The sequence below is a fragment of the Photobacterium andalusiense genome (assembly GCF_900185625.1).
GTDB lineage: Bacteria > Pseudomonadota > Gammaproteobacteria > Enterobacterales > Vibrionaceae > Photobacterium > Photobacterium aquimaris.
Genome location: NZ_FYAJ01000002.1, coordinates 332,508 through 348,428, shown reverse-complemented (window position 1 = coordinate 348,428; position 15,921 = coordinate 332,508). Strand labels below are relative to the sequence as shown.

The following is a 15,921-nucleotide window of genomic DNA, read 5'->3' as shown; positions in this document are numbered from 1 at the left end:
GGCTTTTTTTATACTACGGCTATTTTTATAGATGTTCAAGAATAGATAAACACGAAGCTTTCGCGTCACCAAACAACATCTGACTGTTTTCTTTAAAGAACAGTGGGTTTTGTACCCCTGCATAACCGGTATTCATTGAGCGTTTAAATACAATCACATTACTTGCATTCCACACTTCAAGAACAGGCATACCAGCAATCGGACTATTTGGATCTTCCATTGCCGCAGGGTTAACAGTGTCATTAGCACCAATAACTAATACCACATCAGTTTTAGGGAAATCATCATTGATTTCATCCATTTCTAATACAATATCGTAAGGCACTTTAGCTTCTGCCAATAATACGTTCATGTGTCCAGGTAAACGTCCAGCAACAGGGTGAATACCAAAACGTACTTCTACACCTTGAGCGCGTAATTTATCAGTAATTTCATGAACAGGATATTGCGCTTGTGCAACTGCCATGCCGTATCCTGGAGTAATAATAACTGATTTAGCATCTTTCAATAATTCAGCAACTTCTTCTGCTGTTGTTTCACGATGCTCACCATATTCTTCATCATCGCTTGAAGCTACACCGTCTGAACCAAAACCACCCGCAATAACACTGACGAATGAACGGTTCATCGCTTTACACATAATGTAAGACAGAATAGCACCTGAAGAACCGACTAATGCACCAGTAACAATCAACAGATCATTAGCTAACATAAAGCCTGCTGCTGCTGCTGCCCAACCTGAGTATGAGTTCAGCATCGACACGACAACTGGCATATCAGCCCCACCAATAGAGGCAACTAAGTGATAACCAAATGCAAATGCAATCAGAGTCACTAGAATTAATGCCGCCATTGAGCCTTCAGCTTTCACAAACCACACTAGCAATAACGCTGAAACAATCAGAGCAACGAGATTGAGCTTATGACGATGTGGTAGCTGTAATGCTGACGTTGATACTAAGCCACGCAATTTAGCAAAAGCAACCAGTGAACCGGTAAAGGTTACGGCACCAATGAATACACCAAGGAAAACTTCCACTAAGTGAATGTTTAGTAATGCACCTTCTAGCGGTTGATGGTGTAAGAAGGTATTAAAACCAACCAATACTGCTGCCATACCTACAAAGCTGTGTAGCATTGCAACAAGCTCTGGCATTTCAGTCATCTCTACTTTCTTAGCATAGAAAATACCGATTGCACCACCAATGATCATCGCTAGAATAATCCACACAGTCCCTTGTGATTCAGGACCAAAGATTGTAGCGATAAGCGCGATAGCCATACCCGCAATACCGAAATAGTTACCCTTTCGTGCGGTTTCTTGCTTAGATAATCCAGCAAGTGACATAATAAACAATACGGCAGCAACAATGTATGCCGCTTGTACGATTCCTGCAGACATGTATTACTCCTTATTTATCTTTACGAAACATTTCTAGCATCCGCTTGGTAACAGTAAAGCCACCAAAAATATTGATACTAGCAATGAGAACAGCAACAAAAGCCAACACGGATACGATACCGGAGCCTTGTCCTATTTGGAGTAATGCACCTACGATGATGATGCCTGAGATTGCGTTAGTTACTGACATTAATGGTGTGTGTAAAGAATGACTAACATTCCATACTACGTAGTAACCAACCACACATGACAATACAAAAACGGTAAAGTGAGCAAGGAATTCAGGTGGCGAATAATGACCAACCCAAGCAAATAACGCGATGCCAGCCGCCATCATGCCGTATTTCTTAATCGGTGACATAGGTTCAGCTTTTTTAGGCTGTACTTTTTCTACTGTTTTAGGCTTCTGAGCAACTGCTGATACTTTAATGGGTGGCGCAGGCCATGTAACTTCACCCGCTTTGATAACCGTTAAGCCACGTAGTACTTCATCGTCAAAGTTAATATCTATGTTGCCGTCTTTTTCTTTGCACAGCAGCTTTAATAAATTAACTAAGTTAGTACCGTAAAGCTGTGAAGCTTGAGTCGGTAAACGACCAACCATATCAGTGTAACCAATGATTTTTACACCATTAGCAGTGGTAATCACTTTATCAGCTTCAGTGTAAGCACAGTTACCGCCATTAGCTGCTGCTAGATCAACAATAACACTGCCCGACTTCATTGAATCAACCATTTCTTTGGTGATCAATTTAGGCGCAGGACGTCCCGGAATCAGAGCTGTTGTGATGATAATATCAACATCTTTTGCTTGCTCAGCGTATAAACGCTCAGCTGCTTTGTTGAACTCATCAGACATTTCTTTAGCGTAGCCATCACCCGTTGAAGTATCTTCTTTAAAATCAACTTCAAGGAATTCAGCACCCATTGATTCAACTTGTTCTTTCACCTCAGGGCGAACATCAAATGAACGCACGATTGCGCCAAGGCTACCAGCAGCACCGATTGCAGCCAGACCCGCAACACCAGCACCAGCGACTAACACTTTTGCTGGCGGTACTTTACCTGCAGCTGTAATTTGACCAGTAAAGAATCGACCAAACTCATGCGCAGCTTCTACTACGGCACGATAACCGGCAATATTTGCCATCGAACTAAGCGCATCAAGCGCTTGAGCACGTGAAATACGAGGAACTGAATCCATCGCCATCACATTAATATTTTTTGTGGCTAACTTTTCTAATAATTCAGGGTGCTGAGCAGGCCAAATAAAGCTAACTAAGCTCGCCCCTTCTTTTATTAGTTCGCATTCATCAATACCCGTTGCAGGATTAACCTGAGGAGCATTAACTTTTAAAATGAGATCGGCTTGCCATACTTTGTCAGTAGAGGCTAGTTCTGCGCCAGCGGCTTCAAAAGCTGCATCATCAAAACTCGCTAATGCACCCGCTCCATGTTCAACAACAACGCTGAACCCCATTTTCAATAACTGCTCAACCGTTTTAGGTGTGGCAGCAACTCGCGTTTCGTTCGCGAAAACCTCTTTTGGTACACCAATCTGCATTATTATTCCCTGAACATTGGCTATAGATAAATATTTTGTATCCAACCTTAAAAGCAATAGCAAGCTTTTTACCGTTGAAATCAAAAAATTCCACAAATTTCATTAAAAAATAACATTCAAGTCATTTTATATCGAAATACAAGCACCTTTTCATCCGTGACAAATAGGTTAAAAAACATAAATTACATGATGTTAGTCATATCAACCAAGTCTAAAAACTGACTCAGTTAATATTCCCATCAATATTGCTTTAAATACATTCAAATATTGGATTTTTTAACAAAAACGCAACATCTAGACGTTATTTTTAATCGCTAAAAACAAGATACCCAGCAAATAACACGATTGCAATGAAATATGTTGTATATGTGCTATTTATTTAAACATTCTATCGCCAGTTTGATCAATAAACATCTGTGCTTTTTTAACCATAAATGTTTCTGCATCTGCTTGAGACGGTAAAACATCCGATCGTATAAAGTGATGAGTTTGCACTGTTTCTTCACTTTTTTTACAAATACGTCCAGCAATACGGAATTGTCCTCCCTCTTGCTTTGGCTCTGGATAAATCAAATAACCGTTATATTCAATTGGTTCAACATCAACAGCAGCTACTGCTGTTTTATTACCAAAAAGCCAAGAAAATAAGCCCATTACTACCTCTTATTATTTTTATCAATGGCACTCGTTACTACGAGCCCCCTACTAGAATATCAATCTGATCAATACTATATAGTTTTCTTCATCGAGGAAATAATCACTGACCTCATAATCAAACAAGTATCAAAAATATTGGCGATAAATGGTGATACAATAGGTATAAAAAAACCAGCACAATGGCTGGTTCTATTTTTTACTGAAAAAGCGTTTTGTTATTGCCGCTTTTCTATATTTAAAATATCAGCGATATAAGCCAATATCTTTTTGAATATGTAATGGTAAATCAGAGATATTACGCATTTTTGGTGTCGCTGCTGAACGGCTAAAAAGAATATCACGAGCATGAACAAGCAGACCTTTAAATGTCAATGAATATGCTTTTTGATCATTCATTATAGGTGCTGGAATAGAATCAAAATCAAATACCTGTGCCATGATGCCTCTCAATTTAAGCCGTTACTAATGGGATTGGCGGCATAATAACGCAACGTTAGTCATATTGAATAATGACATTATTTAGTAATTAGCATTAGATAATCTAATCCAATAGATTGAATAAACATAACCGTTAAACTCCAGAATATCGCACTATAAAAGGTAATATCTATCGATTAAGTGCGATTAATGTACTTTTTATTCAAAAATAATAGCTGTAAATAATTAGTTATGATTATCACAAGCAATGAAGACAGTTAAATTCTCGGTCGGTTTATTAAATTCATGCTGTTGTTTGGCAAACGCTTCAAATGCATCTGCCATGGTGACATTCAGCGCTTGAGGTTCAACCACATAATCGAGTAACGGTGCATAGCCCTCTTTTCCTGTTGCGGTATAACCCGAAGATACTGAAGTATAAACATCTTCATCGTTTACAGCTAACCACTGTCCTTGGGTGTAATACTCTAGCGTTTCTATCCGCTGACCACTTGGTGCTCCGCAGCGATACACGTAACGCAAGTCAGCAACATAGGGAAAACTGCCATCACCAGTACCTTCAATATCGTTATTAATGGCGTTATCAATTGCCCCTTCAAGTGCCTGACGAATACGTAGCCCTTTAACGCTATACATCATAATGCCAATCGCAAATGGTAATAATCGGCCCGCAACATCAGCTGGCGTTATTTCTCCTGGATTAAGCGAGCACCTTACGCCACCAGCATTATGAATACCAAAATCGATATGGTGACCTAACTCTCTTGCTTGCCAAACAAAGCTTTTTACTACCCATGGTGCAATATCACTAGGACCTTTCGCATCTGGCACTCTAATATGGCGCAATGGTTCATTAATACGGGCAATTTTTTCAGTTTGCAATGCGCGTACTGCTGGTCGGTAATATTCATTAAGCATGTTTTCTATACGCGGTTCTTTTATCACAAAACGAATATTTTGCTGCTGCTGTAAATAATCTCGCACTTTATTATGATTATCATGATCAAGATGTTGAGTACGCCCTGCGTCAATTGTAAATTTACGTCCGAGTAATAATTGATTACAGCCAGTCGCACTTTCCACGCTACCATCAGCATTAAATACCAGTGTTAATTGACCCAGTGCCAGCGCATTACAACCAGCTTGCACGACACAAGTATTGTTTACCATCAATGCGTAACTATCTGTTTTACCATAGCCAACATTGGTAAAGTCACCTTGCATAGTATGGGTATGACCGCCAATAATCGCCCCAATACCATTAACTTCTTGAGCTAATAATAAGTCTCGGTCGTAACCTAAATGGCTTAAAATAACGACTTTATTAATGTCTTTTGTTTTAAGCAATGCGATGGTATTTTGTGCAACGGTCGTAACATGATGAAAAAAGGTATCTGGATCTGGACTGGATATTCCCGCCATATTTTCAATCGCAAGACCAAAAATAGCGACAGGCTCACCATGAACACGCTTAATAATATAATGCGCTGATTGGGTTTTATTATCATATGCGTAAACATTTCGTTTATTACGTAAAGGATTACGTTTATTTTGATCTTCTTGTGATAAATCCCAATTACCAGCTAATAATGGAAATGCCGTATGATCAAGAAAATCGGCGACAACATCATTACCAATATCAAGTTCATGATTACCTAAAGCCATAGCCTCTACACCAATAGCATTAAGCATGGTCGCATTTGCTATTCCCTTATAGAGAGAGAAATACAATGTGCCTTGAAAGCAATCTCCTGCATGTAAAAACATAAACTCACGCTGATGAAGAAAAGCATCCTGTTTAACTTCTTTAACCGCAGAATAAATACGAGAGAAACCACCGCAACTGGCATAAACAGATGTTTCAGTCTTTAATACATCAGCCGAAAGAGATAATGAAATTGCGGAAGGCTCAAAGTTAGAGTGGGTATCATTGATATGAGCAAAAGTGATCGTTGCTGCGTGATTAACAGTCATAATAATTTCAGTTCCTCCAGAACCATCAGTACCAACTGACAACTGATTTATAACGCTCACAGCATTACAAAAATAAAGATCGTCATTTAATAACAAACCAGATTACATTGAACGACATAAAAATGAGATCTTTATTAAAATATACCATTTTTTAGATTAAATCGCTGAGTGAATAACAGCTTAATGCCATCTGGGTATTTTTTATTCACTCAGCAATGAATATTTTATTAATTATTGGTAACGACCATGACGTTGTAAAAATTCTATTTTGTAACCATCAGGATCTTGAACAAAGAAAAATTTAGCCAATAACACTCCCTCACGATAAAACTCTTTAATCTCTGCTGGATTATAATTAAGTTCTGATAATTTTTTATATTCGGCTTCAAGATCATCAACAGCGACAGCAATATGCCCATAACCTGTACCATGAGTATACGCTTCTGTTGTGCCTTCATTCCACGTTAGTTCAAGTTCCATATCGTTTTCATTATTACGTAGATACACTAAGCTAAAACCATCAAAATCAAGTCGCTCAGCAATATCTAAATCTAACGCTTGCTTATAAAATGCTAATGACGCATCAAGGTCTATAACACGAATCATAGCGTGAATCATTTTAGCCATTGAATCATCCTTTATAATTGTTTTCTTTAAATATTCAGCATCAATATAGTAACTTTTTTAATTTGAAGATTGTATCAATAATGTGAGCCAAACGACCCCTTTCTTATCTTCTCTGGACTATGTTGTAAAGAAACAATAAGGAAAAGCCATGCATTTAGAGCATATTGACATTGCTGGATTTAGAGGCATTAAACGGCTATCACTCTCATTTAATCAATTAACCGTTCTTATCGGAGAAAACGCTTGGGGCAAATCATCCCTGCTTGACGCATTAAGTTTAGTGCTATCACCTAGCGCAGAATTTTACGAAATGAAATTCTCAGACTTTCACATCGATCATGCCATTGGTCATCAACGTGCGTCTTCGCTACAAATAGTATTACGCTGGCATGAAGATTATCAAGGTGAATATCGTGCCCGCCGTTATCGTGCCTTTGAACCATTTTGGGTTGAACAAAATAATCTCAAGCATCTTTATATACAAATAGATAGCCATATTGAAAACGATAAGATCATTACTCATCGTCACTTTTTGCATGCCGACGGTCAAGTAATTGAACATTCAAATACCAATAAGTTTATACGTCAGCTAATGGTGCTGCACCCAATAGTTAGAATTCGAGATGCACGCCATTTAGAATATACTAATCCCCATAGCGTGCCACACAATGGCTCAGCGATGCCACCAGCAAAGGATCATGAGTCTACTCGTATTCAACGCCGACTTGATAACACTTGCCGTCGCTTAATGACTCAACCTGGCCATGTGAGTAGTGCTGAAATAAAAAGTAGTATTAATACATTACGTTCATTGGTTGATCATTACTTTGCTTTTGCGCCACACGCACGCAGTAAAGCCCAGCCTCAATCTTATTATCCCCAACATAACCAACACGTCGATCACAACACCAACCCTTTTGATCAACTGATACATCCTAAGATGACTAAACAGGCTACACTGCTTTTAATGGGGTTGCTCAATGAATATATTCGTGCGCGAGGTAAAGTTGATCTTAAACGTATTTCTCGGCCGATTATGATCCTAGAAGATCCAGAAGGACGATTACATCCAATCATGCTCCATCAAGCATGGGCGTTTATCCAAAATATGCCAATGCAAAAGATATTAACCACCAATAGTCCTGAGTTATTAAGTGTTGTTCCACTCGGTGATATTAAACGCTTACAACGAACGCCACAAAAAACTATTGTGCATGGGGTTAATAATGGTGAACTCAATAAAGATGATATTCGTAAAGTAACCTTTCATGTCCGCATGCATCGCCCAAGTGCGTTTTATGCTCGTGTATGGTTATTAGTAGAAGGAGAAACTGAAGTCTGGTTATTTAATGAAATGGCACATTTAACTGGATATAATCTTGCAGCTGAAGGCATTCATGTGATTGAGTTTGCGCAAAGTGGACTAAAACCACTGATTAAACTCGCTCGTTTATTAGGTATTGAATGGCACCTTGTCGCTGATGGTGATCCCGCGGGTAGAAAATATGCCGATAAAGTCAGGTTATTATTACATGATGACAGTGAACGTGAACGCTTAACCGTATTACCCGCTAAAGATATTGAACACTTCTTATTTAAAAAAGGCTATGAACCCTTATTTCGCCAACTTGCTAATATTTCAGAAAATGATCATATGCCTATTCGTAAAATTATCTATCGTGCTTTAAAAAAACACGCTAAACCTGATATTGCACTCGCGATTGTAAAATATACTCAAGAATCAGAGTCAGATAAAATGCCGTTATTAATTCGCTGGGTGTTAAAACGAGTGATAATAATGGCAAGAGGTATAATTTAAATGAATATGTTTATTTATTTAAATTATAAATAATGCAAAAAAGCATTATAGATCACTTATTAAAACCAATAATCAATAAAGAACACTTCTATTGTTTTAAATTATTAGTATAGTATGTCACTAGAAAGCAACTTAGTTTTAACGTGTCATTTATACTATTAGGAATACAATATGTCCGGTACATTAATTACAGCATACCGTTCGTTTAATAAGATATTAAAACATTTACCTGTAGAAGGATCACTACCTGAAATGTTATTACGTGTTATTGAATTAACAGAGACCACCTTTAATGACCGACAAACCTCAATTCTGCTTTTCGATAAAAACAAAAATAAGTTCATGCCGTTCAATAATAAAAACAGTAATCAAGCATATCGTGAAAGGTTTATGATAAACCCTGCTAAAATTCATTTTGAAAGCGTTTGTTCAAAAAAGAAAATAATAATTTCTGAACACATAACCACCAACAATGAATACCGAGAGTATTATAGTCTAAAAACAATTAATCATTTCAACTCTTGCTATGGCTTACCGATTACATCTTCAAGAAACAAGGTCTTAGGTATTATTTATTCGCATTGCCCTCAGGACTCTATGCTGTCTGATGATGAATATGAGTTACTTGAAATGGCAGCGACAGTATGCTCAATTGCTATTGAAAACAATATTAAACAAAAAGAACTTAACCACTTTGCATCGTATGACTGCTTAACTAATATTTGGAACCGCCGCGCTTTTTATCGACATATAAATAAGGCTATTAAAAATATAAAACTTAAAAATGAATATATTGCCCTATTCTATATAGACATCAACAATTTCAAAAAGATAAATGATCAATATGGGCATCGATTTGGTGATCGTGTTTTAAAAAAATATGCTTCTAAATTACAAAAACTAACTAATGATAAAACGGGTGTAGCACGTTTAGGTGGTGATGAGTTTATTATCTATAGTGAGGTTCACACACAAATAGAAGCTAACATAAAAAAAATGGCTATATTATCTGAATTAAACCACATAGAAATTGATGATGTTATTATTACCGCATCGATTGGTACATATTATATTCACGCCAGTAATATTAAGGATACAAATATTGATTGCATGATTAACCATGCAGATATGAGTATGTATAAAGAAAAGCATTTATTACATTCTTAATAAACCTTTATAATAGAAAACCATTTGATTTTCACTCATCATTTTTTAAAAAATAACGTTACTGTACCAACAGTAAAACCCCATTTTTTCATTTTAGCGATATTGAATAACTGGTTATCATTTTGATAGAACATCCAATCATCAAAATTAATATGGTATGTAGAACCATTGACATCCATTGCTAATACATATTGCCAATTAAGTGCATTACCTTTTTCATAACCTACTGCTTCCCCAATAACATCATTAGCGGTACCAAGGTAATGCCCATCTGCTTGCTTGGTGATTGTCCAGATTCGTTGTTGCTTTTGGTTATCATCAAAAACAAAATCTTCAGTAAGAACGAGCTGATTGTCAGTAATAACCCCATTAAGTTCAACATTAAATCGGCGTATTTGTTGACCCTTATAATCTTGAACTATTCCCCATGCTTGAGTTTTACCCTCAAAAAATTTAAACAAATCAAACTTAGGTTCAGCATTCTGGTAATCATCAATAGAAGTTGTACAACCATTTAATAACAATACCATCCAGATCATCAGTAACCAATATAAAGGCATATGCATTTTTTGATTACTATTATTGATGTGAGTACGAGGAATATACATAGTATCTCCGTTTGCTGCTTAATCGTAACAAGGGTAATGGCCGCTATTGACCAATGAGCTGTAACCGCAATTTAGGGTATTCAGTATTCGTTGATAACCAGATACTGATAAACGCATTACTTAATACTTTTGAAAGTGGTTTTCCTAATGGTTTGCCATGTTGATAAAATCGCCCTTCTATCGCGTTGATGACAAAGACTAATCTATCGCCCTGTTTTACACTCGGCCATTGCTGTGCTAGTTGGCTCAACCATTGCTGTCGCTGTTGTGATGTAAAACCTAAGTGTTGCCACTGATCATCGGTTGCATCTAACAGATCTTGTTTATCGATATCACGTAAATAACGAATAATCAGTGCTAAATCTTCTGTATCATTGGCACTATATTTACCAGTCGGTGTTTTAAGTTGTGCGGTATATATCTTCCACCAGCCCCATTTTAATGTTGATTCACCCACGGTTGGCCATGTAGCCCATGACGAAGCCTGTACTGGTAAACTCACCGTCATCATTAATATCAATAGTATCGAATATGTCTTCATGTGGTTCTCCTTTGGGTCATTCGATGTAATAACCACCATAAATAGCCACTGTACCCCCCCCAGACGACGACTATAGCCATGAAAGTAATGCCTTCACCATATGGCCATATAACAGCCTCTAAGGCTAATCCTGTCCAGTAGCTTAATGCGCCACCTAGGCTACCACCAATGATCACCCACCATAGCGACAACCTTTGAATTTGGTCACGCATGATCCATACCATAGAGGTAAACCCTAACCACAATAAAATTAACCACAGCGGTATTACCGTGCTAAAAGGAGCAAACAATGGATCCGGCGGTAATGGAAACTGCATAATCCCTAATTTAAACAAGATATAGTCACCGCAGATCCCTACTGCACTAGCTATGACAGCGAAGGTAAAACTACGGTGATAAAACAGCCAGCAACCAATTAAGAGTGATATCAAAATACCGATATACTGATATTGCCCCCATACTGCTAACAACCAAAACAGATTAAAGCTAAGCCCTATCGCTACATATTTCATGATTAACGCCACTGAGGACGACTAGCCAATAATTGAATAGTGCTAATGGTTCGCTCTAAGAATCCGCCTTCGCAATAACAGAAATAATAACGCCACATTCGCATAAAACGTTCGTCATAACCGTATTGATTTAACGCTTCACTATTACGGTTAAACGCCACATGCCAATCAGCAAGGGTTTTTGCGTAATCTATACCGATATCTTTAATATCGCGTGTAACAAAATCGCTGTGAGAAGTTAAGTGTGATTGTAAAACACTAATTGACGGTAAAAAGCCACCAGGAAAGATATGTTTTTGAATAAAATCAACATCTTTACTGTAACTTTCATAACGTTGATCTGCAATGGTGATTGCTTGAATCGCAAATAACCCATTGGGTTTCAATAATGATTGGCATTTCTTTATATAGGTAGGTAAGTACTGCTTACCGACTGCTTCAATCATTTCAATCGATACTAATTTGTCGTATTGGCCGGTTAAATCACGATAGTCTTGCAGTAATAAAGTGATCTTATCCTCTAAGCCAGCTTGTTTTACTTTCTCTTGCGCCCATTGGTATTGCTGTTGAGATATGGTGGTCGTGGTAACATGGCAACCATAATGTTGAGCCGCATAAATTGCCATTCCGCCCCAACCTGTGCCTATTTCTAACAAATGATCTTGCTCGGTAAGTTGTAATTGTTGACACAATCGTGCCATTTTGTTTATTTGCGCCTGAGCTAGCGTATCAGAATCAGATAAATACACTCCTGAAGAGTACAACATATTGTCATCTAAAAAATGGCGATATAAATCATTACCCAAGTCATAATGTGCTGAAATATTATCTTTGGCATTTTGATGATTATTTCGATGCGAAAAGTGACTTAATTGTTTTGCTAGTTTGGTTATCCAACCGACTTTCGCTTCAATTTTATCAAGCGTTGTCAGATTTCGAGCCAGAATACGCACCACATTGGTTAAATTAGGGCTATCCCACCAGCCATCAATATACGCTTCACCTGCACCAATACTGCCATCAGTTAATAAGCGTTTATAAAAATGAGGATTAATCACAGTAAGAGTGGCTTGTAAACTTGCTTGCTTATCACCAAAGAAATGGGTGTCTCCACCATGCTCTGACAGTGTTAAGCCAACATTTGATAACTGCTGTAATAAGGTAAAGATAATACGTCGTGACCGCTCATGGTTTAATAATCGAGTTGATGTTACAGGCTCTAATTCACTTCTAAGCATAGTATCTTCCTTTACTATTTATGGTGTTGATTAGGATGATCGTAAATCGGTGCGCCTTTACGCCATAGTTTAAAAGCTTGCCAATATATACCGACCACAACTTTGATGGTCATAATGGGCGTTATTAACAAGCGTTGTAATAAGGTTTTAGTGGTAAAGGGCTGTTTCTGCATTGCTAACGTAGCATCAAAGGTTTTGGGTGTGACACTGTTGTTAAGATGGCTTTTTCCGTTAAAGTTATTTTTACCCTCTCGATGAATGCTATCTTTTTTTGAACGCACCTCTAGGTGTATTCTTATAATGCTATCAGGCTGAGAAAGCTGCCATACATAGTCTTGATCCATTGGGTTAAACGGTGAAACATGAAACGCTTTATCATCAATATAATGCTTATGCGACCAATATTGCTTAGCTGGAATCGCATAATAATGGCGTTGATTCCAAGGCGTATTACTCACTTCTGCGAGTACATATTGCCAATCACCTTGCTGATCAAAAACGTAATACATATTTAATGGGCTAAAATACAGTCCACAATATCGCAAATGACACAACATGCTGACCTTGCCAGTAATACGCTTTCCCGTCAGTTGATGAATTTTATCAGTTACCGCTTGGTTAATATCATCAGCACCAGCGATGTAATCTTGACGACGAAACCGAGCAAAATGGAACCATTGGCGTCCAAAACCCGTTACCTTGTCACACAGAGTGTCAATTTCATCAACATCGAGATACACCATAAAGATTGAATAACGAAAACGGTGTAATACCGGTGTAAAACGACGATGACGTACATCGCCACTATAAATACCGCTATGAGTGATGTGCATAATCTTGACCACTATTGAGTGTCGTCTTTAAAAATTGATCGCTGTCAGTAACATGATTTGATATTGAAGATACTGAATGACGAATAGGATCGGTATGTGTTATCGCTTCAATAACATCAAGCGCGCTTCTTACACCATCTTCATGAAAACCGTTATACCAATAAGCCCCACAGAACCAGGTGTTATTGATGCCATTAATTAAGTGTCGCTGTTGTTGAGCGTTAATACTGGCGCGATTAAACATTGGGTGCGCATAAGTGAATTTACGTAAAATCTTATTGGAATCGATGTTTTGGGTTTGATTTAAGGTAACGCAAAATGTTTCAGGTGCGTCGATACCTTGTAAAATATTCATGTTATAAGTCAAGGCTGGTAACTGTTGCTGTGAGTCACCATTAATAAGCGGTAAATGGTAATTCCATGCCGCCCACGCTGCTTTGGCATCTGGCAAAATACTTTCATCAGTGTGTAGCACCACTTCGTTATCTTGATATGCCATTGCAGATAACACCTGCTGCTCATCGATACTACTATCAGCCAGTAACGCTAATGCTTGATCACTGTGACATGCAAAAATCACATGATCAAAAACACTCACCGTATCGTTAACAGTAATGTAAACCTGTTCGTTCAAGCGACTGACTTGCTGTACCGGTGAGTTTAATTGAATCAGATTACCTATTTGTAGCTGCATGCGTTTTACATATTCACGAGACCCACCAGGGATCACATACCACTGTGGCCGATTCACAATATCTAGCAGGCCATGATTTAGGAAAAATCGTAAAAAGAAATCTAACGGTATATTACGAATATCTTCTAATGAAGATGACCAGATAGCCGCCCCCATTGGTAAGATGTAATTATCAGTAAAATAATCACTAAGCTGATGCTGGTGTAAAAAATCCCCAAGTGTTTGTTGCTCTATCGCAGCATTAGCTGTTTGTTTTGCCAGTCGATTAAATTTGGTAATTTCATATAAGAAGTGAAAAAACTGGGGCTTAAATAGATTCTTTTTTTGAGCAAATAGCGACGCGACATCATGACCATTATATTCCAACCCGTTATTGTCATTATGAACACTAAAACTCATCTCACTGGCTTGACCTTCAATTTCAAGTTCTTTTAATAACTGCTCAAAATTGGGATAAGTACGATCATTAAATACAATAAATCCAGTATCTATCGCATATTGACCACTGTTAACTTCAACATCGACAGTGGCTGTATGTCCACCAGCATAATCATTGGCTTCAAACACAGTAATATCGTGTTGATGACGTAAATACCAAGCCGAGGTTAACCCGGATATACCTGATCCTATAATGGCTATTTTCATGATGCTTTCCTTGTCATTCGGTAAATAATTGCCTGTTGAGCAGCGACAGGTAATAAGGCAATTGCTTTTAATAATAAGGTGAATTTTTGAGGAAAATGTATTTCTGACTTTTGCGCAATGATCCCGCGGCGTATTCTTTCTGAGGCGTATTCACAACTAACGATCATAGGCATTGGAAAATCGTTTTTATTGGTTAAGGGTGTAGCAACAAACCCAGGACTAACTAAGGTGACGGCTTTTACTTTTTGTTTTAAATCAAGCGCTAAACCATTTGAAAGATATGATACAGCCGCTTTTGAAGCACCGTAGGCTTCTGCGCGAGGCAATGCAGTATAAGCTGCCGATGAACTAATAATCACCAAATGGGTTGCAGCAGTAAAACGATCTTGCATTGCTTCTAAACAATGAAGAATGCCAAAAAAATTGACCCCAAACACACGTTTAAATAAATCACTATCAATCACACCTTCATCGATATATTCACATGTCCCTGCATTTAAAATAATTAGCTCAGGTAACACCTCAAGTTGTGATAACACCTGCTGAGTTTGGTCTGCATCTGTGACATCAAATATCAATGGCGTAATGTTTCCAGCAGCGGTAGGTACAACATCGATAGCTAACTGCTGTAGTCGTTGTTGGTTTTGTCCACAGGCATACACTTGCCACCCCTCGTTGGCATAATCCAGTGCCAATTGCTGACCAATACCCGAACTTGCGCCAGTGATAAGTGCTGTTTTCATTGGCCTAACCTCGTTTTAATGTGTTTGATAACACTACCAATGACAGGCAAGCCTTCGTATAACATCGCACCCAAATCAAAAAAGTCACGATGATAAATGATCCGTTGCTGCTCAATGGTTAGCTGAGTACATCCAACTAATATTCTCTGCCTACCTTGCTGTAATCGTGGATGTGAAAAGGTCATTGTCCATTGTAAAAAAGCGTGGTTGTCTTCAACAACGGCCTGATTAATAACAAATGTACAGCTATTAATATTGTAATATAGCGCCTTGAAATATTGCTGAAGTGCGTCAATACCTACGATATGATGAGCAGGATCTTCAAATACAATATCAGGATGATAGACACTATCGAGCAGTGCTAAATTATGCTTATTTAGCTGGCTATAAACCTCAATGAATGTATTGATAAGCGTATTATTAGTTGTGATCATAATAATATTCCTATAATTGTATTTA

Annotated in this window: 16 protein-coding genes; 2 read left to right on the top strand and 14 right to left on the bottom strand. The window is 37.9% G+C overall.

From position 1 onward, the window contains the following. Positions 1-25: 25 nt before the first annotated feature. The 6 genes from pntB to PAND9192_RS07065 all read right to left on the bottom strand — a co-directional run bounded on the left by pntB (position 26) and on the right by PAND9192_RS07065 (position 6,662). The gene (gene pntB / locus PAND9192_RS07090; protein WP_065167513.1) at positions 26-1,402 is read right to left on the bottom strand and encodes a Re/Si-specific NAD(P)(+) transhydrogenase subunit beta; all 1,377 of its coding nucleotides are present in this window, start codon (positions 1,400-1,402) and stop codon (positions 26-28) included. Between the two features lie 10 nt (positions 1,403-1,412). Beyond that, positions 1,413-2,966 (bottom strand): Re/Si-specific NAD(P)(+) transhydrogenase subunit alpha, encoded by a 1,554-nt coding sequence (locus PAND9192_RS07085; protein ID WP_060997891.1) that lies wholly within the window; start codon positions 2,964-2,966, stop codon positions 1,413-1,415. 375 nt (positions 2,967-3,341) lie between these two features. Beyond that, the gene (locus tag PAND9192_RS07080) at positions 3,342-3,620 is read right to left on the bottom strand and encodes an HlyU family transcriptional regulator (RefSeq protein WP_087853169.1); all 279 of its coding nucleotides are present in this window, start codon (positions 3,618-3,620) and stop codon (positions 3,342-3,344) included. 246 nt (positions 3,621-3,866) lie between these two features. Then, on the bottom strand, positions 3,867-4,061 hold the full coding sequence (locus PAND9192_RS07075) for a hypothetical protein (protein ID WP_087853168.1): 195 nt from the start codon (positions 4,059-4,061) through the stop codon (positions 3,867-3,869). Between the two features lie 225 nt (positions 4,062-4,286). Continuing rightward, positions 4,287-6,035 (bottom strand): bifunctional metallophosphatase/5'-nucleotidase, encoded by a 1,749-nt coding sequence (locus PAND9192_RS07070; RefSeq protein WP_087853535.1) that lies wholly within the window; start codon positions 6,033-6,035, stop codon positions 4,287-4,289. A gap of 231 nt (positions 6,036-6,266) precedes the next feature. Continuing rightward, positions 6,267-6,662 carry a VOC family protein gene (locus tag PAND9192_RS07065; protein WP_087853167.1) on the bottom strand — a complete coding sequence of 132 codons (396 nt, stop codon included), beginning with the start codon at positions 6,660-6,662 and terminating at the stop codon, positions 6,267-6,269. A 148-nt stretch (positions 6,663-6,810) separates the two neighbouring features. Between PAND9192_RS07065 and PAND9192_RS07060 the strand changes: the two genes are divergently transcribed. Together PAND9192_RS07060 and PAND9192_RS07055 are read left to right on the top strand one after the other, a co-directional pair. Next, positions 6,811-8,481 (top strand): DUF2813 domain-containing protein, encoded by a 1,671-nt coding sequence (locus PAND9192_RS07060; RefSeq protein ID WP_087853166.1) that lies wholly within the window; start codon positions 6,811-6,813, stop codon positions 8,479-8,481. Positions 8,482-8,652: 171 nt separating this feature from the next. Next, on the top strand, positions 8,653-9,648 hold the full coding sequence (locus PAND9192_RS07055; RefSeq protein WP_087853165.1) for a diguanylate cyclase domain-containing protein: 996 nt from the start codon (positions 8,653-8,655) through the stop codon (positions 9,646-9,648). 38 nt (positions 9,649-9,686) lie between these two features. On the opposite strand, the gene PAND9192_RS07050 is transcribed toward PAND9192_RS07055, so the two are convergent. From PAND9192_RS07050 to PAND9192_RS07015, 8 genes are read right to left on the bottom strand one after another with little or no spacing between them, the layout of a single operon-like run. Next, positions 9,687-10,256, bottom strand: a complete 570-nt coding sequence (locus PAND9192_RS07050; protein WP_234999006.1) for a DUF3833 domain-containing protein — start codon at positions 10,254-10,256, stop codon at positions 9,687-9,689. 43 nt (positions 10,257-10,299) lie between these two features. Beyond that, entirely contained in the window at positions 10,300-10,797 is a 498-nt protein-coding gene (locus PAND9192_RS07045; protein WP_234999004.1) for a chalcone isomerase family protein, read from the bottom strand. Then, positions 10,794-11,309, bottom strand: a complete 516-nt coding sequence (locus tag PAND9192_RS07040; RefSeq protein WP_087853164.1) for a DUF2878 family protein — start codon at positions 11,307-11,309, stop codon at positions 10,794-10,796. The genes PAND9192_RS07045 and PAND9192_RS07040 overlap by 4 nt, the downstream gene beginning before the upstream one ends. Positions 11,310-11,311: 2 nt before the next feature. Continuing rightward, the gene (locus tag PAND9192_RS07035; protein ID WP_087853163.1) at positions 11,312-12,547 is read right to left on the bottom strand and encodes an SAM-dependent methyltransferase; all 1,236 of its coding nucleotides are present in this window, start codon (positions 12,545-12,547) and stop codon (positions 11,312-11,314) included. 14 nt (positions 12,548-12,561) lie between these two features. After that, positions 12,562-13,380: a DUF1365 domain-containing protein gene (locus PAND9192_RS07030; protein ID WP_087853162.1), complete on the bottom strand. Its 819-nt coding sequence runs from the start codon at positions 13,378-13,380 to the stop codon at positions 12,562-12,564. Beyond that, positions 13,364-14,719: an NAD(P)/FAD-dependent oxidoreductase gene (locus PAND9192_RS07025; protein ID WP_087853161.1), complete on the bottom strand. Its 1,356-nt coding sequence runs from the start codon at positions 14,717-14,719 to the stop codon at positions 13,364-13,366. The genes PAND9192_RS07030 and PAND9192_RS07025 overlap by 17 nt, the downstream gene beginning before the upstream one ends. Continuing rightward, the gene (locus PAND9192_RS07020) at positions 14,716-15,462 is read right to left on the bottom strand and encodes an SDR family NAD(P)-dependent oxidoreductase (protein WP_087853160.1); all 747 of its coding nucleotides are present in this window, start codon (positions 15,460-15,462) and stop codon (positions 14,716-14,718) included. Before PAND9192_RS07020 ends, PAND9192_RS07025 begins: the two co-directional genes overlap by 4 nt. Continuing rightward, on the bottom strand, positions 15,459-15,896 hold the full coding sequence (locus tag PAND9192_RS07015; protein ID WP_087853159.1) for a nuclear transport factor 2 family protein: 438 nt from the start codon (positions 15,894-15,896) through the stop codon (positions 15,459-15,461). The genes PAND9192_RS07020 and PAND9192_RS07015 overlap by 4 nt, the downstream gene beginning before the upstream one ends. Between the last annotated feature and the right edge of the window lie 25 nt (positions 15,897-15,921).